16 protein-coding genes are annotated in these 18,198 nt (G+C 39.4%); 3 read left to right on the top strand and 13 right to left on the bottom strand.

Going from position 1 to position 18,198, the window contains the following annotated elements; translation table 11 throughout:
• Positions 1-250: 250 nt before the first annotated feature.
• The 3 genes from CHH58_RS13505 to CHH58_RS13495 all read right to left on the bottom strand — a co-directional run bounded on the left by CHH58_RS13505 (position 251) and on the right by CHH58_RS13495 (position 3,270).
• Complete coding sequence (locus tag CHH58_RS13505; protein ID WP_095261015.1) at positions 251-727, bottom strand: GNAT family N-acetyltransferase; 477 nt, start codon at positions 725-727, stop codon at positions 251-253.
• Positions 728-840: 113 nt separating this feature from the next.
• A complete protein-coding gene (gene sstT / locus CHH58_RS13500; RefSeq protein WP_095233342.1) occupies positions 841-2,079 on the bottom strand; it encodes a serine/threonine transporter SstT in 1,239 nt (412 codons plus the stop codon).
• Between the two features lie 159 nt (positions 2,080-2,238).
• Positions 2,239-3,270: an SDR family oxidoreductase gene (locus CHH58_RS13495; protein ID WP_095235208.1), complete on the bottom strand. Its 1,032-nt coding sequence runs from the start codon at positions 3,268-3,270 to the stop codon at positions 2,239-2,241.
• A gap of 173 nt (positions 3,271-3,443) precedes the next feature.
• Here CHH58_RS13495 and CHH58_RS13490 point away from each other — a divergent pair, with 173 nt between their 5' ends.
• Positions 3,444-4,325, top strand: a complete 882-nt coding sequence (locus CHH58_RS13490; protein ID WP_095261014.1) for a WD40/YVTN/BNR-like repeat-containing protein — start codon at positions 3,444-3,446, stop codon at positions 4,323-4,325.
• Between the two features lie 50 nt (positions 4,326-4,375).
• Here the strand turns inward: CHH58_RS13490 and CHH58_RS13485 are convergent, their stop codons facing one another.
• Genes CHH58_RS13485 through CHH58_RS13475 form a run of 3 tightly spaced genes read right to left on the bottom strand, consistent with a single transcriptional unit; the run spans position 4,376 to position 7,151 of the window.
• Positions 4,376-4,708 carry a hypothetical protein gene (locus CHH58_RS13485; RefSeq protein WP_095230730.1) on the bottom strand — a complete coding sequence of 111 codons (333 nt, stop codon included), beginning with the start codon at positions 4,706-4,708 and terminating at the stop codon, positions 4,376-4,378.
• Positions 4,709-6,532, bottom strand: a complete 1,824-nt coding sequence (locus CHH58_RS13480; protein ID WP_095262681.1) for a DUF6792 domain-containing protein — start codon at positions 6,530-6,532, stop codon at positions 4,709-4,711.
• A gap of 7 nt (positions 6,533-6,539) precedes the next feature.
• Positions 6,540-7,151, bottom strand: coding sequence for a hypothetical protein (locus CHH58_RS13475; RefSeq protein ID WP_095261012.1), 612 nt, complete (start codon positions 7,149-7,151; stop codon positions 6,540-6,542).
• Between the two features lie 493 nt (positions 7,152-7,644).
• Between CHH58_RS13475 and CHH58_RS13470 the strand changes: the two genes are divergently transcribed.
• Positions 7,645-8,535, top strand: a complete 891-nt coding sequence (locus CHH58_RS13470; RefSeq protein WP_095262680.1) for a glycine betaine ABC transporter substrate-binding protein — start codon at positions 7,645-7,647, stop codon at positions 8,533-8,535.
• Positions 8,536-8,592: 57 nt separating this feature from the next.
• Here CHH58_RS13470 and rlmD read toward each other — a convergent pair whose 3' ends face one another.
• Positions 8,593-9,996: a 23S rRNA (uracil(1939)-C(5))-methyltransferase RlmD gene (rlmD, locus tag CHH58_RS13465; RefSeq protein ID WP_095262679.1), complete on the bottom strand. Its 1,404-nt coding sequence runs from the start codon at positions 9,994-9,996 to the stop codon at positions 8,593-8,595.
• A 172-nt stretch (positions 9,997-10,168) separates the two neighbouring features.
• Positions 10,169-11,704 carry an AbgT family transporter gene (locus CHH58_RS13460; protein ID WP_095262678.1) on the bottom strand — a complete coding sequence of 512 codons (1,536 nt, stop codon included), beginning with the start codon at positions 11,702-11,704 and terminating at the stop codon, positions 10,169-10,171.
• A gap of 650 nt (positions 11,705-12,354) precedes the next feature.
• Between CHH58_RS13460 and CHH58_RS13455 the strand changes: the two genes are divergently transcribed.
• A complete protein-coding gene (locus CHH58_RS13455) occupies positions 12,355-13,662 on the top strand; it encodes an MATE family efflux transporter (protein WP_095262677.1) in 1,308 nt (435 codons plus the stop codon).
• A gap of 631 nt (positions 13,663-14,293) precedes the next feature.
• Here the strand turns inward: CHH58_RS13455 and CHH58_RS18930 are convergent.
• The 5 genes from CHH58_RS18930 to CHH58_RS13425 form a co-directional block, all read right to left on the bottom strand.
• The gene (locus tag CHH58_RS18930) at positions 14,294-14,437 is read right to left on the bottom strand and encodes a DUF3953 domain-containing protein (protein WP_373554107.1); all 144 of its coding nucleotides are present in this window, start codon (positions 14,435-14,437) and stop codon (positions 14,294-14,296) included.
• A 167-nt stretch (positions 14,438-14,604) separates the two neighbouring features.
• A complete protein-coding gene (locus tag CHH58_RS13440) occupies positions 14,605-15,264 on the bottom strand; it encodes a hypothetical protein (protein WP_095233333.1) in 660 nt (219 codons plus the stop codon).
• A gap of 214 nt (positions 15,265-15,478) precedes the next feature.
• Complete coding sequence (locus tag CHH58_RS13435; protein WP_095261006.1) at positions 15,479-15,826, bottom strand: SdpI family protein; 348 nt, start codon at positions 15,824-15,826, stop codon at positions 15,479-15,481.
• A 154-nt stretch (positions 15,827-15,980) separates the two neighbouring features.
• Entirely contained in the window at positions 15,981-16,964 is a 984-nt protein-coding gene (locus CHH58_RS13430) for a tRNA dihydrouridine synthase (protein ID WP_095233332.1), read from the bottom strand.
• A gap of 276 nt (positions 16,965-17,240) precedes the next feature.
• Positions 17,241-17,918 carry an N-acetylmannosamine-6-phosphate 2-epimerase gene (locus tag CHH58_RS13425; protein WP_095234545.1) on the bottom strand — a complete coding sequence of 226 codons (678 nt, stop codon included), beginning with the start codon at positions 17,916-17,918 and terminating at the stop codon, positions 17,241-17,243.
• Between the last annotated feature and the right edge of the window lie 280 nt (positions 17,919-18,198).

The raw sequence follows: 18,198 nt of genomic DNA, 5'->3' as shown, positions 1-18,198 counted from the left end.
AGGTCATTTTACGGTTCATATGGAGACTGATTATCATTCCACTCCTTTTTGACGGGCTATTACGGTATCGCCGCCATTATTGTTATAGATAAGATAGTTATGTCTATGCACATTGTTCTCGTCATGTCTGTTTACTGCATAAATACTTGTCATCGTTCCATCCTTACCTTGTCGTTCACAGCGTCATGATACCTTGAATCCCAACGGAAACTTTAATCAGTTTTTATGAGCTCTCGTTGCATATGCTCAATCATTTGGAAAGTGAATTTGAATGAAACGTTTGAATATATTTCCCTTTACTGTACACTTCCTCCATCTCTCCATTCGTAATATCGGAAATCATATTCCACCAGAAATTTTGAGCTGGTTGATTCTTTTCAATTTGAGAAACACTCCAGTATCCGTCAAAAGCTTCGAAAAGCTTTCTAGCAGCAACTTTTCCAAATCTTTTACCTTGATAACCAGCTAGGATGAAGAATTCAAGTATCGTATTTATCTCCTTACTGCTTTCTATAAGTGCAAATCCGATGATCTCAGCATCCAGACAGATAAAGTAAGCATGATGCGTTTTCTCCTCCCAGTACAGACTTAATTCAAAGGGTTTATACGTGCAGTCTTCTTCTAGTTTAATCTCCGAAATGTATTTACTAAATTCATAAATATAAAATTGCATAAGGTTATGAAGCATTGTTTCTTCATTTTTTTTTACTTTCCTTATATGAACCATGTCTCTGTCTAGCCCCCTCGAGCATACTTACATAATTTAACTAATTATAACAAAGAAGCACCTCTCCTTTTCCCAAAATAAAAACTGCATCTTATCTAAGATGCAGTTTTACATTATGCCGTTTGGTTTATCTTTAGTTTCTTCTCTTCTTTGCGTTTTTTCCTATATTCAGCTGAAGCTGTAAAGACAACATCAGTGTGAGAATTAAGTGCTGTTTCCGCCGAATCCTGTACAACACCGATGATAAAGCCTACACCTACTACTTGCATAGCTACATCAGCAGGAATTCCGAACAGACTGCATGTCAGTGGAAGTAATAGTAATGATCCGCCAGCTACGCCGGAAGCACCACATGCACTAATAGCTGCGAGGACACTAAGGATAATGGCAGTTAAAATATCAACTTGGATATTAAGTGTATGAACTGCAGCAAGAGTCAAAACCGAAATTGTCACTGCTGCGCCCGCCATATTGATTGTTGCACCTAGCGGAATGGACACAGAATACGTATCTTTATCTAGTCCAAGTTTTTCGCTAAGCTTCATGTTCACTGGGATATTAGCAGCAGAACTTCTTGTGAAGAATGCTGTGATGCCACTTTCCTTCAAGCATGTAAGGACTAGCGGATAAGGATTTTGTCTGCTAAGCAGGTAAACAATAAGTGGATTTACGACAAGTGCTACAAAGAACATACAGCCGAGCAGGATAGCCAATAGCTTTCCGTAGCCCAATAATGATCCTAATCCATTTTCAGATATGGATTGGAAGATTAGCCCCATAATACCTAACGGAGCAAGCTTGATTACCCAAGTAACTACTTTCGAAACAGCATCTGACAGGTTTGAAATAACAGATTTAGTCGCATCCGACGTATTACGCAGCGCTAATCCGAACAGGATGGCCCAAGCTAGTATTCCGATATAGTTGGCATTTACGATTGCATTAACGGGATTATCCACGATATTTAGCAATAATGTCTGCAGCACTTCACCAATACCGCCTGGTGCTGTGACTTCTTCTGGACTATCGGCAAGCGACAGGCTGACAGGGAACACAAAGCTTGCTACTACTGCCACAACTGCAGCAGCAAATGTTCCAACAAGATAAAGCACAATGATCGACTTCATATTTGTCTGCTGGCCCTTCTTATGCTGTGCAATAGCCGCTGTTACTAAGAAGAGTACCAATACTGGCGCAATCGCCTTTAAAGCACCAACGAACAACGTACCCAAGATTGTTACAGGCTGTGCAGCATCTGGAATCGTAAGTGCAAGAATGATACCAATAATAAGACCAATAATAATTTGCTGCACTAAACTTAAACGATTCCACAGTTTCAAAGCATTTCTCATGTAAATCCCCTCACTATCTTATGCTGTACTAAGGGAGAAGTTAGTTTAGTCCACCCTAAAAGGACAACTGTCTTTTCAATAAGAACAATTATAGTGTTATTTTTAAGGGATTACAAGATTAAATGTTAAATTATCATTTATTTACAGTTTGAGTTAGGTCTATTTAATTTTCAGCACTGCCCATACACATATCCCTGCCACAATAACCCGAGTCAATACCGGATGTTTCGCCGCTTTAACAAACATACTTCGTTTTCGCTTCCATCCCAGATTCGTGCCCCGTTCATGCATTCCGTAACCGGCATGATATAGATTACTCTCCTCAGGAGAGTTCGACTTTCTCTTTTCATCATACTGAGTCCGAGGAGAAATTCCCTCCCAAAACTTATCTGTCAGACTAGGAAAGTTTGCCCCTAATAATTGCAGCATCTTTGCCTGGGAGCCGACATATATATCTCTTTTCGGATGTGAAGCCGCATATAGGATTGCTTCCGCTACCGCTTCCGGAGGATATATCATACCTTTATGGACAGGCTGATGCACCAGATAACTTCTGGCATGCTCATTGTAGGGTGTATCAACCCTGCCTGGATGGATAAGTGTTATCGAAACTGGCGCTTTTTCTCTATCCATTTCCATTCGCAGGCTCTCTGTCCACCCGTGGATAGCAAATTTTGAAGATGCATAAGTAGACTGAACTAGTGTGCCTTTATCACCGAAAACACTACCAATATTAATTAATGCCCCAGGAATTCTTCGCTCCCGGAAATGATGTACCGTTACCCTCGATCCGTAAACAACACCCCAATAATTTGTGGCAAATAACCTCTTCATATCTTGATAGCTAACATCCATTGCTTTTCCATATATAGACACACCCGCATTATTCACCCATGTGTCGAACCGGCCAAAAGACTTTAGCGCCGTTTCCGCAATCATGTTCACATCTTCTTCGATACCAACGTCCGCTCGTACATAAACAGCTTCATGACCAGCTTCCCGTAATTCTTCTGTTAACTCTTTCAGTGCGGCTTCATTTCTTGCAGCTAGTACCAATTTCGCACCTTTGGCTGCTGCCATCCTGGCTGTGACTAGTCCGATACCGCTGGATGCCCCGGTAATGACGATGACTTGATCCTTTAATTCCTTCAGCTTTATAGCACGCTGCACTCCTATTTCTCCTTGATTCATTTCCCTCCAGCCTCCTTAAGCTTCATCTGCAATTTAGTATGAAGCTGTTCCGCTATTACATACACTTCGCTTTGAAAAAACATTGAACCGAAAATCGTTCAAATCAAAAAAGCATGGGTTGTCCTCTCTTCCCTATTTACCATAAAATAGAATCACAGAAAGGAAGTAGAATAATGCGTTATATTGTAGGTATTTGTCTCTGTTTAATTCTTTTAGCCGGTTGTCAAGAAGAAGAGGTTACCGAACCCGTAAAAGAACCAGCGCCTACTGGTCCTGCCATTTCTTATACAATTGACCAATCAGGCTTGCAAGTGACCATGAATAATGGTCAGGATTGGATGGAAGTTCCTGTAAAAGTCGACGAACTTTTTGCTGGGGAATATCAAGGCTCCAAAACGGAACTGATTGATCAAAGTTATGTATTATCTCAAGACAGACTCGCTTTTATTGTTGGAGGATTTAAGCAAACTACCATCTTGTCATCAATTGATCAAGGCAAGACCTGGGAGACAGCGGAACTGCCTGGTGCAATCGAAGGTATCCGGTTGCGAATCATCGGATTTACGAGCGAACAGGATGGTTTTGTCATTCTGTCAGGCGGCAGAACCATGTCAGCTGAAGGCAATCAAGTTTACCAAACAACTGATAGCGGAAAGACATGGATTCTAGTCGGCAGTGCACCAAGTGAACGGATTGTGCAAAGCGGAACCTTCGTCTCAAAAGACATTGGCTTCATGAGCTTTGGTTCAACTGGGGCAACAGAGTATTACCGCACCACTGACGGCGGATCGAATTGGGATAACTTCGAGGTTGTATTGCCCGGCATATACAAAGATGTCTTCTCAGTAATGGAATCGGCGGAGTTTGATGGAGACCAGATCGTCATGCAGATGGGACAAGGCACCAATGGAGATTATTACGGTGGAAATGTGAAAGCAAGGCTTGTTTCTGATGATAACGGAGAAAGCTTTGAAATGACCGGATTAATAGATCCTGACGACGTGATGACAGACGAGGAAGAAGAGAATTGGCGTGAGAATGATTCGTACTATTAAAGGTAGAAAAGAAGGCTTTGATCTCTTATAAGGAGTCAAAGCCTTTTCATTTATTCAGTTTTATCTTCATAAGTAACTGATAACCTCTGCTTCTTGATATCAGCAACTTGCTCATTAAATGAATTAACAGCTTTACTGATTTTCGAAGTAACATCAGCATAAATAGACTCATCACGATCCTTGCGCGCGGTAGTCTCTTTCTTCATCGCATCAATGATTTTGCCTTTTTGGTCTTCTCCAACGATGATATTGTTAACCAAAACATAAAACTCATCATCGTCAGCTCTCATATTGTCTACATGTGTACGTAATTGCTTTTTCTTATCGGTATAATCTTGATTTGGAATCAATTGTTCCGTAACAGAGAATGTAAATTGAGGCATTCAAATCCTCCTTGATAAGTCGAATAACTGAGATACGTTTTCTTCTTCTTCAAATAAATCCTCAATAGCCTGACGATACTTTTCTATATAGAGTTTGCCTGACTCTACTGACTTTTTCAGCTCTTCCAGCTGCTCAGCAAAATCATTGTCCTCTAACGGATAAAAGATCTCATGAACCCTGATCGATTTTATCTCCTTATTAAAAGTCGGGTAAAACCCATGTTTACTCAATAAGAATCGGTAGCTACTGGGACTGGATTCCATTTGATTGATTTCATCCTGAACTTTTCTCTTCTCGCCCTTGTACGATTCATCTAATTCATGTTTTATTGCCTTTTCGAAATTACTGATCTTGGTTGATTTTGCTTCTAGGATGGGGATGGCTTTTTGATACATTTGAAGTGCTGCGGAGATATTTACTTTGATGGGTTCGCCTTTTGTTGATGTGTATATCATGTCTGCACCTATGTAACTCTTCAATCCATCTGACATAGATGAAAGCATTTCCTGCAAACCATGACTATCCTTAATGGACTCTAATCGCTTCAGAATACCTGTCTTCTCAATTTCTTTATAGCTCATATAAATCTCAACCAAGTTACTAGCTAATCTTAGAATAGTAACAATTTCATTGCCAGCTCCTAAAAAGGGATTATTGAGTTTATCTCTGAGATTAACGTTGTCTTTAAGGATATCCTCGATATCAATCAATGATTTCTCTATCCGGGTCAAGTGATCAATGGTTACTTCTTTTTGCCTCTCCGTAATATAACCGGCTTCCTCTAAGCTCCCGAAAATTTCATTTGAATTAGCAGTTACTGTTTGGACTCTATCCAGAAGAGGTGGCAGCTTTTCATTTAAGGCACGGACCATAGTGTCATAATTTGCTATGATATGCCCTGCCAGTTCCATCCCCTCTTTATCTTTAAATGCCCCGACATCTATACCTATCAATTCTTTTACACCTTCGTTTGTCCCGCCTTCATTAGAAGCAACCGCAAAATCAATTGCCAGCTCCTGAAAATCCTTAATAACATCATCAGGTATATCGGCAATCAGCTCCCGAAGACCAGGCACATCGGGGTTTGTATCAACCATCGTAATACTTCCTAGTGTAAAGAAGCCGCGCACAACACTTACAGCATACAGAGGATCGTCCTTAGATATTGTTTGATGAATATTTTTGGCTTTGTCTCCGTAAAATTCCATAGCAAAATCATGTAGATCCTGTGGAGGAATCTCATACAACTCCTTAGAGGAGGAAATAGAAAAATTCTTCCTTACTTCTAACTGGAAGTTTCGATCAGCAAAATACTGTTGATAGTAATTAGTTTGAGCTCCATTTATACTGTACACCTGATCAAATGTATCGTAATTTAGGAGAGCTACAGTATTGTTATTATGCGCGAGTGAATGTGAGAAGCCAGTAACTTCTACATCTTCACTAACTTCAAATTTCTTCTTAGCTTCATCCACAAACTTATCTGTAGCAAGTGCTTGGCTTATAGAACGGCCAGCGAACATAGCCTTGATATTGTATAGCCAATCTACTGTATCTTGGGATCCCTGTGATACTATAAATAATTCTTGACTATCTCCCGTGTCAATATATACAGCTGTACCATTGTAACCGGATTCACTAATAGCACTATATGTTGACTTATTAGAATTATAAGACTGAATCTCTCCTTCTAATAACTGCCCTGTTTCCTCTAAATATATCTGTTTGAATTGTTCTACAAATTTTGTTGAATCTAAGTTGTGATATTCTAAATCAAGGAGACGGGCTTGAAGACTTGGAGTTATAATTATTTTATTACCCATAAAGTCATCACCGTCCTTCAGTATTGATGAACTCTATAGTTTCCAACCATTCCATTATCTTCTCTTTTTCCTTTTCTTTTTTTGAAGTACAAGTATCAGACTGAGTAGATTCTCCACATTGAATGTCAGCAATTATTTGAAGTTCTTGATTTTTACTATTTGAGATAAGCGCTGCTATTCCAGAAATCTCTTCATCATATTCAAAGTCCGCCAGTTGTAATTTCTGATCATTATTCAAAGAAATCTCGTTAAATTCAAGTTCTAAGTCTAAGCTATTTGAAATTTGTTTTTTGCTATTCGCCTCATCTGTCATGAAGTTTGTATATTGAATTGTTCTTACTGCATATAAATCCTTTGAACCTTCTGGATTGTATTCCATATAGATATACTCTCCACGATCATCCGGTTCAACAGTATGACTTTCTTCATTAATAATCATATCTTGAGGAAAATCCATCTTAAAACTATTACTCTTAGAAACAAAAGAGTAATATCCTTCTCTTGTTGTTTCAGTGGATTCCAGAAAACTACGCGTAAATTCATCTTCAAATGCTGCTACTTCCGGAAATTCTTTAGCTTCATTTGCTGAAGAAGATTTTGATTCATTCTCATTATCCATAGCACAACCCCCTAATACAAATATCGTTATAATTAAAGCAACAATAAATTTACCCTTCATTGGCCCTCACCTCTGTAGATGATCTTAATGGATTATTACTATAGTCGTTAAAAATTATACAAAAGACATCCATTCATTCCCAGTAATTTAGATAGAATTTCCAAAAATCAAACTTTTGTCGCAGGATAAAATACCAGTAATCAATATCCAATTACACATTCCAATTTAGCCATTTAATTATCACGAGGTAGGATACGTCATTATTCGCAGCACTATCTCAGAAACTCCTCTTTCACTCTTTGTAAGCCATTTCATCCAGATAACACCTTAAAACTGACCATAACTGTGTATTTAAATGGATAATACAGCTTAATCCACCTAACGCCGCTCTACAGCAGTAAACACCACTTTATACAGTTTTAATAGAATTTACTGTATTTTCTGTATGAGTTAACATAATACTTGTGCTTATAAAGAGAAGGGGGAAGATTTTTTGATTAAGAAGAAAATAATCGGTATCATAACAGTCTTGTCTTTTGTTTTTGTTTTAACAGGCTGCGGCAGCTCTGAAAGTAACAGCGAAGCTGCAGATTTAGGCGAAGAATTAGATTATACAATTACAGGTATTGAACCAGGAGCTGGTGCAATGGGGCTTGCTGAAGATACGGTAGAGGCTTATGAGAACTTAAATGACTGGGAACTTTTTGAAAGTTCAACTGCAGGGATGTTAACCGAGTTAGGTGCGGCCATTGATAATGAAGAGCCCATTGTAATAGTTGGCTGGAATCCGCACTGGATGTTTGCTTCATACGATTTAAAATACTTAGAAGATCCAAAAAGTACTATGGGCAGAGATGAAGGCATACATACAATAGTCCGAACAGGTTTAGAAGAAGATTTACCTGAAGCTTATAAAGTTCTTGATCGTTTTAACTGGGAAATAGAAGACATGGAAGCTGTGATGAATGACGCTCAAGATATGGAATTTGCGGAAGCTGCAACTAAATGGATTGACGCAAATCAAGATAAAGTTATGGAATGGACGGAAGGCGTAGATAAGGTCCAGGGAAAAGAGTTTGAATTAGTCGCTACCCCTTGGGATTCAGAACGGGCTTCTGGTGAAGTTATAAAGCAAGTATTAGAACAGCAAGGGTTTGAGGTAACCGTCACCCCAGTCGATCCAGCTGTTTTATTCCAATCAATTGCACAAGGAGAAGGGGATGCATCAGTAGCTCCTTGGTTACCAGTAACGCATGGGCCATTCTTTGAACAGTATAAGGATGATATCATTGATTTAGGAGCAAATTTGTCGGGTGCAAAAAACGGTATTGTTGTACCATCCTATATGGACATTGATTCAATTGAAGATTTACCAGCAAAATAACGAAAAAAAAGGACAGATCACTCGCTCCAAGTGATCTGTCCTCTTTTTTATACTTGGTTAATCTAATGTTAGTACAGCAACACACTCCACATGCACAGTATGCGGGAATAAATCTACCGGCTGAACTTCCTTCAGCGTATAACCGAATTCTTTTAGTTCTTTAATATCAACTGCAAATGTTTCTGGATTACAGGATACATAAACGATCCGCTTTGGTTTAGAACGGCCGATCTTTCTCATTACTTTCCCACCTGCTCCAGACCGTGGCGGATCCAACAGCAGCAATTCCGGCGTGCCAAATTTCTCTAAGACCTGATCCATTCCAAATCTTGCATTATCGGCGAGGAAGTAGGTGTTGGAAATGTCGTTATCTGCTGCATTTCTTTTTGCTGATTCGATGGAACTTTCCACAATTTCGATACCAGCAAGTTTTTCAACTTTGCTGGCAAAAGGAAGTGAAAAGGTTCCTACTCCGCAAAACAGTTCAAGCATTGTTTCTGTTTTTTTCGGCTGTGCCATTTCAAGAGCAGTGTCGATCAGCTTCTGCGCCTGCACTGGATTGACCTGGAAAAAGGTATCAAACCAAAGACGATAACGATAGCCTCCGATTTCATCATAAATGAAATCACGCCCGGCCAATAGATGCATCTCCTCCGCTTGGATGCTATCGGCCCAGTCCGTATTCACAAGCCACAATAGACTTTTTACCTTGTGGTAACTTTGCTCAATTCGTTCCTTGAGTTGCTCAGCAGCCTGAGCCAAGCCTGCATCCGGTGCTTGTGTCGCAAACACTGCCAGCATGATTTCCCCTGTAACAAAGGACTGCCTTACCATCAAATGCCGAAGCAGACCCTCGTGCGAATCTTTGTTATAACCACTTAATGCTTGCTCTTTAACCCAGCTTGCAACTTCCATAGCAACTTCTTTCATGTCTTCTTCCATGATCAAACATGTCTCAAGCGGGATAATCTTACGGAAATTCCCCTGTTCATGTAATCCCATTGAACCATCTGGTGCAAAGGCAAAATCCATTTTATTGCGATAATGCCAAGGATTCTCCATGCCAATAGTGTCTTTCACAAGCTCTGGATCAAAGCCTTGTCCTAACAGAGCATCTTTAACATGTGATGTTTTATGTTTTAACTGACCTTCATACTCCCAGTGCTGCCATGCGCACCCGCCACATAAATCAAAATGAGGACAGGCTGCAGAAACTCGTTCTGGATGGGCCTCCAAAACTTCCTCCAAAGCGGCTATGGATCTTTTCGCATGAGGCCAAGCAACTGTGGCCCGCACTTTCTCGCCTTGTAATGTCTTCGGAACAGTCAGTTTCACTTTCCGCAGCTTGTCTTGTCCTTTATCCACCCATACAACTGCCTGGCCAGACCCTTTACTATCTAACTGGATTATTTCTGTGTCCATGATTTCTGGATCGAGGATTACTCTCGTTGTTTTCTTCATTATTTTTCCTCCCTTCTTATGAGGAATCTATTAATCTATTCAACTAAATGAAAGGTAATTTTCTGAAATGATTCCTATACTTTTTTAACACGTTTTGCCGCAGGATGCCAGATAAAGTTTTTTACTCAAAGTATATCTTAATACTTACAAATAGAAAAAGACCCAATTCCATTCAAGGAATCGGGCTATATTCGATTGGCGTACCAGGCCCTATCGGCAATCCAGTCCACATCCAAATCAACATCATCAATACCCACCCGATCGTAAAGACAATCGAGTAAGGTAGCATAGTCGAAATCAGCGTTCCGATTCCTACCTTTTTATCATACTTCTGGGCGAAGGCGATGACGATTGCAAAGTAAGGCATCAGCGGGGAGATAATATTAGCGGTTGAGTCGGCTATTCTGTATACGAGCTGTGTGAACTCAGGTGAGTATCCTGATAGCATCATCATCGGGATAAACACTGGTGCCATGATAGCCCATTTAGCAGAAGCGCTTCCGATAAACAAATCGATTAGGAAAGCGACGGCAACGAAGATTAGAATTAGCGGAATACCTGTAAGTCCGGTGGCATCAATGAACTCTGCACCTCTTACAGCGAGGACAGTACCAAGATTCGATTCATTGAAATAAGCAACGAATTGGGCTGCTGCGAAGGCAAGGACGATGTAGGAGCCCATCGTTGCTATTGTATCCGACAATTGATTGGCAACATCTTTATCGTTTTTAATTTCCTTTGTAATAAGACCGTACACAAGCCCTGGTATGAAGAACACAATTAAGATGACTGGAACAAGCGTATTGAGGAATGGCGCATCGATAATACTATTTTCACCCGCGCGCAGTGGTCCCGACGAGGGAATTACCAGCAATGCAATGCCCACTACCGTTACAAGGAAGGCAATCAGCGCTCCCCATAATCCTCTTTTCTCTAGAGGCTTTAAGTAGTTAACCTCTCCCTGGGCAGCACCTTTATACGTACCAAGTCGTGGCTCCACAATTTTGTCAGTCACCCACGTACCTAATATGGTAATCAGGAAAACGGAAGCGAACATAAAGTAATAGTTCATTGCGTAATTCATGCCCTCGGCATATGCAGGATCGATAAGTGCTGCAGCGTCTCTCGTCATACCGCCAAGAAGTGGATCAAGTGAAGTGAGTAAAAGGTTTGCGCTGTAGCCTCCTGATACTCCAGCGAAGGCAGCAGCGAGACCAGCCAATGGGTGTCGTCCAAGACCAGCGAACAACACTGCTCCTAGCGGCGTTAATACAACATAGCCTGCATCCGCTGCCATACTGGACATAACACCGGCAAAAACTAAAGCTGCCGTCATCAGTGTCCGTGGAACTGACGTAACAAGGCCGCGAAGCGACGCACTAATTAATCCTGACCGTTCTGCGATCCCGATACCAAGCATCGTTACCAACACGGTTCCAAGCGGGGCAAAATTGGTGAAGTTAATTACAGCACTCTCAAATAGATACAAAATTCCTTCCGAGTTCAGCAGGTTTTTGACAGCGATTGTTTCTCCTTCATTGAGAGGGTCTTCTACACTGACACCAATAGCAGAAAAAATAGCTGATAACACAACCACTGCTGCTGCAAACATGAAAAATAACGTAACTGGATGAGGAAGCTTGTTACCGACTCGTTCAATACCATTCAAAGAACGCATGATAAAGCCATTTTTTTGCGACTGCTCCATCCCCTATACCTCCTGTTTAACTTGGTTTAAAAATTCAAACAAGTGTATAAAAATAACAACCTAAGTATAGACAAGAGTTATAGTGATTGAAATAGGCAAAAAATCCAGTTCTTGGACTAGTAAATTTACATATGAAAGACCCAGTATAATGAGATAACATCTCACATATACCGGGTCTATATAAGGAATAATCATTTAGTTAAAAAGAAACACCAATTAAATATTTCTATCCAATATTACTACTAATTTCTTCCGCCGCGAGAATTTGATTTAGCTTTTCCTCTTCTTTGTTCGTCAGGACGCTTGCCTTCGCCATTCTTTTTTTCTCGAGGTGCATAGGAATCTTTAACCATGGGATTTCCCTCCTCTTCATATAATTGTTCAGAGTTAGGATTTCCGGAAATAGGTGCGTTATACAGGGCAACGAATATATGCACTCTTATTAAAGAACAACACTAATCAAGATAACATCGAATTTGTACGGTTTTCTATTCTATGTTATAACCTAATTTAGCGTTTAACTTATGATTGGACGAATACGATAAGAATGAATGCAGAACAGTATGATGTTCACATAGGTATCCATACATACGTAAAGATAGGAAGTGTCAATCACCTTGGTGCAACAGGATTTTACAGAAGGCCGGATAATGAAGCAGCTCTTTACTTTTGCCGGACCTATTATGCTTACGAACTTATTGCAAGTTTCGTATCAATTCATCGACAGTCTCTGGGTAGGAAATCTTCTTGGTGCGAATGCACTCGGTGCAGTAACCGTCTCCTCCACTGTCTTGTTAACAGTACTTGCATTTATAATCGGAATTAACAATACCACCTTGACAGTCTTATCCCAGCAAAGAGGACGGGGCGATGCAAAAGGATTAAAAGACTATTTAAATGCCTTTGTTGTCGTGCTCGGTTTGTTATCCATATTTGTTGGTATTATCGGTTTGCTTTTCTCCAGGCAAATTGTCATCATGCTCGATACACCTGCCGAGATGGTGGATGAAGCCAAGGCCTATTTGCAAGTTAACTTTATAGGTATTTTATTTCTGATGGGTTACAACTTTATCGGCACTGTCTTAAGAGCTCTAGGAGATAGTAAAACACCATTAAAGTTTGTTTTTATCGCCGTGATTTTGAACACAATACTTGTTCCGCTATTCATCGGCTTTGGCTGGGGTATCCAAGGCGCAGCGTATGCTACCGTTTTATCACAAGCAGTTGCTTTCCTTTTAGGTTTGGGATACATTCTCCGCAATGGACTTGCTCCTTTGTCTATCCCTTTCTTACCAAAGAAGGAACAAGTATTGCTTATTTTGAAGCTCGGCATACCGTCTGGACTGCAGATGACGGTCATTTATGCCGGCGTGACAGCCATTATGAGTGTCGTCAATTCCTTCGGCGGATCGGTCGTTGCTGGATTTGGGGCTTCTCAAAGAATTGATAGTTTGATCACCCTGCCTGCTATGGCATTGGGGACAGCTGTAAACAGTATGGCTGGTCAAAATATCGGCATCGGCCGCTGGGACAGGGTAAAAGAAATAGCGAAGTACGGAGCTCTGTTCAATCTAGCCATTATGCTTGTGATTGCCGTTCTTGTCTTTTTACTCGCAGAACCTTTAACCAGTTTGTTTATCGATGAGAAATCAGCCGTTTCATTCGGTACCGATTATTTAAAGATTATCGCCTTCTTTTATCCATTTATCGGGCTTAACTTTATCTTGAACGGCATTGTCCGAAGCTCGGGTGCGATGTACCAAGTACTAATTTTGAACATCTTATCCTTTTGGCTGCTCCGCTATCCGCTGACATATATCTGCTCCGCTTTTGTCGGGGAGAACGGAATTGCACTAGGAATGGGGATTAGTTTTATACTTAGCAGTATCTTTTCTTTTAGTTATTATAAGTGGGGGAAATGGGATAAAAAAGAGTTGTTTGCAAAGGAAAAGCAATAACCGTTCACTTAAAGACAATTGTGCGATCTGGTGTATAATAAAAGAAACCGAAACCAATATTATGAGGTGATTAGCTTGAACTTTCTCACCACGTCTATTGCCATCATACTCAGCCTGTAATTGTCTATTTTCCTTTTGGGGGACCTTTACAGGCTGAGCCTTTTCCCTAGGAGTTGGTGGCAAGTGAAACCATATAGACAAAATAGAAGCCGTGCATATTATTGGCATCATCGAAGAAGAGTCATTCAGCGTAAAACTAAAATTGCAGAACATAACGGATGGCATGTTCGCCACACTGGTTATTTTGCAAAAGGAAAGGTGCATTGTTCATGCTGGATGTGTACCCAAAAGACGAATAGAGATGGACTTCCTCATTCGCAAGTTATCCAATGGGATCGTATGAACCGTCAATTAGGCAACTACTTAAATGACCAAGAAATCTAAACTTTTACAGAGCAGGATGAAGCTTTTCTCCTGCTCTTTTGATTTAATCAGAACAAAAGACCAATGTAATGTTAAGTTTTGTAGAACCTCTACCCGTTTTTAAGAATCTCTTACATATTTCTTAGAAAATGCATAAGTTCCATCCGTGTGCAGTTTCGACTATATATATTCATTAATCGCCCATTTATCAATACCTAATTAGGAATTCATAAGCAGCAACAAATAGGATAAAAACAGATATAAAAATACACATAATAGCAATTGCCTGTCGCTTTGCTTTAAACTCAGAAATTCCTATAACCAAAATCATTAGACCCAAAAATAAAGACATATATGGATAGATGTCATGATTATCTGAAACCAAACCGTAAACTGATAATGTTATTACAATGATTGCCAAAATTATACGTAATACTAATAACAACTAATCCACTCCTTAGTTTGGAATCGAATTAATTCACCAATAACAACAACTGTCTCTTTTTAAGGAGTAACCTTTTACAGTTTGCGCATCTTCTCACCAGACTTAATAATGACATTTACACCTGATGCACTCCCCCCTTCAATATGGTTCTCCATATTAGAGACATCGATTTCCGTTTTTAAATTTATGATTTTTTTCTCTTTTCCACCTAAATCAACCTCATAAGGAGCTTTATTATTCATGAGGGCTACCATTGGAACATCATCTTCAAAGTAGAAGTCCTCATGAAATTCAAGAGTGAATTGAACATCTTTACTACTGTAATTTTCAAAAGATAGCTTACATTCTCCACTCAATGTTGATTCACTAACCATTTCAAATTCACAGTTACTAACCTCATCATTGTAATAAACTGCATCAACACCTTTTGCAAGAGTTTTTTGATAAGAACTGAGAACCATTGCAGGTGCGAAAATAGCTATTATTAATGCAAGTAAGAATGCACGCATATGATACTTCTTTAATGATCTTGTAAGGAAAAATATACTGGCAATAAATATAGTAAATGATGTTATCCCTACATAATGCCATCCATTAGCAGAACGAATTGGAAAATTAAATACTCCTGAAACTGTCTCCCCATAAGGAATTGCATGTGGAAAAGGAAAATTTATTACTGCAGATACAATAAAAAGAAGAATCGCTATCCACAACATTTTTTTATTTTTTATCAACGGTTCACCTCCGAACGACTTTCTATATGTCTACGAAAACGGCACCGTATCAGATTCAAATATTTGTTAATTACATTAAATAGAATACATCACTAGGTAACCTCTCTGTTTTTTCAGTAATACCTTTAAAGTTTCGCTATATGAAAATATGGGCTACTCGAACAAGGAACTCCAAGTACAAAAAGAGCGAAAATCAGAAATATTTATTTCTATATCACCGATCTTTAGCATTAATCATTTCTTCCTCTTTCCGCTTCAATCTCCATTCCGTTAAACCATATATCATGAATAACGGAATAATCACCCAAAGCAATTCAACAAACAAATAAAACTCATTATCATAGCGGAAAAACAACAACACTATCCCACCAATGACAATATGCATCACTCCTGCAAACACTAGCAACTTTGCAGCATAAGATTGCGCTAATTTCCACAAAGTTTCATTCTTCATTGATCGCTTTGTTCGATAACCAGCTATTCTGTTAATGCCTCCTGACTCTGATGTTAGGAGAATAAGACTAGCCATCAAGTGACCAATACCACATATGAGAATTAGCATATATAAAACTCCTACTCTTATTTGAAATACAAAATGGCTGGTATAATTCGGTTCAATACAGAATTATACCAGCCATTTAACTACTTATTATAAATTCTAACTTTTAAAAATCACACCAGTTTGGCGTCCCATTCGCTTTTGTGCAGAGACACTTCTACTGCTCTTCGACCTCAACAAGATACTTTCTCTCAAAGTCATCGAGTAACGCGCGAACTTCATCCGTTGACTTCGTGTTCATACATTGATTTCTTAATTCACTTGCACCTCGGAATCCTCGAAGATATATTTTGAAAAAGCGTGGAAGAGGCTTGTACGCACGGGCTTCTGCTTTTGAATGTTCATCATGGAGATCCAGATGCAGTCTCAGAAGATCAAGCAATTCCTTACTGCTGTGCTCTTTCGGCTCTTTTTCGAAAGCAAAAGGATTTGTAAAAATACCGCGACCAATCATAACCCCGTCAACACCGTATTGTTCAGCGAGTTTCAAGCCAGTTTCACGGTCAGGGATATCCCCATTGATCGTCAAAAGTGTATCTGGTGCTATTTCATCACGAAGTTTTTTGATCTCCGGAATCAGTTCCCAATGTGCATCTACTTTGCTCATTTCCGCTCTTGTGCGCAGATGAATAGAAAGATTAGCAATGTCTTGCTTCAATACATGCGTCAGCCAGTCGCGCCATTCATCTATATCTGTATATCCAAGTCTTGTCTTCACACTTACGGGCAATCCACCTGCTTTTGCAGCTTGTACCAATTCTGCAGCAACCTCTGGACGACAAATAAGGCCGCTTCCCTTTCCATTTCCTGCAACATTCGGTACAGGACAGCCCATATTGATATCTAGACCCTTAAACCCTAACTCCGCCATACCAATACTCATTTGGCGAAAGTTCTCAGGCTTGTCTCCCCATATATGAGCTACCATTGGCTGTTCATCCTCTGTGAACGTTAAACGGCCACGCACACTATCTATTCCATCTGGATGACAATAGCTCTCAGAGTTTGTAAACTCTGTAAAGAACACATCAGGCCTGCCAGCTTTACTCACTACATGACGGAACACAACATCCGTCACATCTTCCATTGGAGCCAATACAAAAAATGGTCGTGGTAAATCACGCCAGAAATTATCTTTCATATATAAATTCCTCTCATTATAGTTACAAGATTAAATATTTATTCAAGGAGCAAAAGATGCTCTGTTTATTTTACTTTATAACACGCGCAAGCAATACATATCAAAATACAACATTTTATTTTACTATTAACCAGTAAAAAGTGCAAAGAAAACTGAACCATAGATTAGGCACACATAAAAAAGACCAAGATATCGGAAATAATTACTTTACCGAAATCCAGGTCTGTATATCAAATGTATATATTTAGGGGAAGCTAATTATGTATCTTAAAACCCTCAATTTAATGTCTCTACAAACCGTTCGGTAATCTGCTGCGGTCTAGTAATCGCCCCACCAACCACAACGGAATATGCACCAATTTGCAAACACTTCTTTGCCATTTCTGGAGTTATGACATTACCTTCAGCAATTACAGGAACACTTACGTTATCAATTACTCGTTTTAAGAATTCAAAATCATTATCGTAAAGCTTTTTATTCTTTGTTTCCTCCGTATAGCCATACAAAGTAGTCGAAACACAATCAAAATTAAGCTGATCAGCTTGTATAGCATCCTCTAAAGTAGCAATGTCAGCCATCAATTGTATCGATGAATTCTTTTCTCGAACATACCTTACTAAGTCCCCTAATTCAATGCCCTCAGGTCTTCTTCTATCTGTAGCATCCATAGCGATCATTTCACATCCACTCTCAAGCAACTCATCGATCTCTTGATAAGTGGGTGTGATATATACCGCGGAATCTTTATAATCACGCTTAACTATTCCAACGATTGGCAGGCTCACTTCTTTTTTTATTTCAATAATATCTTCTTTTGAATTAGCTCGTATACCTTTTGCGCCTCCTTGTTTTGCAGCTAATGCCATCTTGGACATGATGAATGAACTATGTAGGGGTTCTTCTGGTAAAGCCTGACAAGATACAATTAAATTGTTTTTAACTTCTTTTAGCATTTTGGCTTTCCTCCTGATTGTGAATATAGTAATTACAATACAGCTCGGCACTAAATAGATAATGAAGCTATTTTATAATAGACCACGTTAGCACCACTTTCTCTTTACTCTCAATATCCATAATAAACTATTACTAGACTAGATAAAATCAAGCGAGCAAAGACAACGTCTTCGCACGAAAAAGACCCGGAAATCGGAATTGTTTATTTTACCGAAATCCAGGTCTTAATAGGACATGATTATTTTTACCGAGAAATATTTAAATTAGTTAGACACCTTC

Origin of the sequence: Terribacillus saccharophilus, assembly GCF_002272745.1 — a bacterium.
GTDB lineage: Bacteria > Bacillota > Bacilli > Bacillales > Amphibacillaceae > Terribacillus > Terribacillus saccharophilus_B.
The sequence above is the reverse complement of the archived record's forward strand: the minus strand, read 5'-3'. Positions and strand labels throughout refer to the sequence as shown.

Excerpts from the sequence above, each read along its gene's own strand:
- CHH58_RS13505 (WP_095261015.1), bottom strand. The coding sequence starts at position 727 with ATGGTTCATATAAGGAAAGTAAAAAAAAATGAAGAAACAATGCTTCAT.
- sstT (WP_095233342.1), bottom strand. The coding sequence starts at position 2,079 with ATGAGAAATGCTTTGAAACTGTGGAATCGTTTAAGTTTAGTGCAGCAA.
- CHH58_RS13495 (WP_095235208.1), bottom strand. The coding sequence starts at position 3,270 with ATGAATCAAGGAGAAATAGGAGTGCAGCGTGCTATAAAGCTGAAGGAA.
- CHH58_RS13490 (WP_095261014.1), top strand. The coding sequence starts at position 3,444 with ATGCGTTATATTGTAGGTATTTGTCTCTGTTTAATTCTTTTAGCCGGT.
- CHH58_RS13485 (WP_095230730.1), bottom strand. The coding sequence starts at position 4,708 with ATGCCTCAATTTACATTCTCTGTTACGGAACAATTGATTCCAAATCAA.
- CHH58_RS13480 (WP_095262681.1), bottom strand. The coding sequence starts at position 6,532 with ATGGGTAATAAAATAATTATAACTCCAAGTCTTCAAGCCCGTCTCCTT.
- CHH58_RS13475 (WP_095261012.1), bottom strand. The coding sequence starts at position 7,151 with ATGGATAATGAGAATGAATCAAAATCTTCTTCAGCAAATGAAGCTAAA.
- rlmD (WP_095262679.1), bottom strand. The coding sequence starts at position 9,996 with ATGAAGAAAACAACGAGAGTAATCCTCGATCCAGAAATCATGGACACA.
- CHH58_RS13460 (WP_095262678.1), bottom strand. The coding sequence starts at position 11,704 with ATGGAGCAGTCGCAAAAAAATGGCTTTATCATGCGTTCTTTGAATGGT.
- CHH58_RS13455 (WP_095262677.1), top strand. The coding sequence starts at position 12,355 with ATGAAGCAGCTCTTTACTTTTGCCGGACCTATTATGCTTACGAACTTA.
- CHH58_RS18930 (WP_373554107.1), bottom strand. The coding sequence starts at position 14,437 with ATGTCTTTATTTTTGGGTCTAATGATTTTGGTTATAGGAATTTCTGAG.
- CHH58_RS13435 (WP_095261006.1), bottom strand. The coding sequence starts at position 15,826 with ATGCTAATTCTCATATGTGGTATTGGTCACTTGATGGCTAGTCTTATT.
- CHH58_RS13430 (WP_095233332.1), bottom strand. The coding sequence starts at position 16,964 with ATGAAAGATAATTTCTGGCGTGATTTACCACGACCATTTTTTGTATTG.
- CHH58_RS13425 (WP_095234545.1), bottom strand. The coding sequence starts at position 17,918 with ATGCTAAAAGAAGTTAAAAACAATTTAATTGTATCTTGTCAGGCTTTA.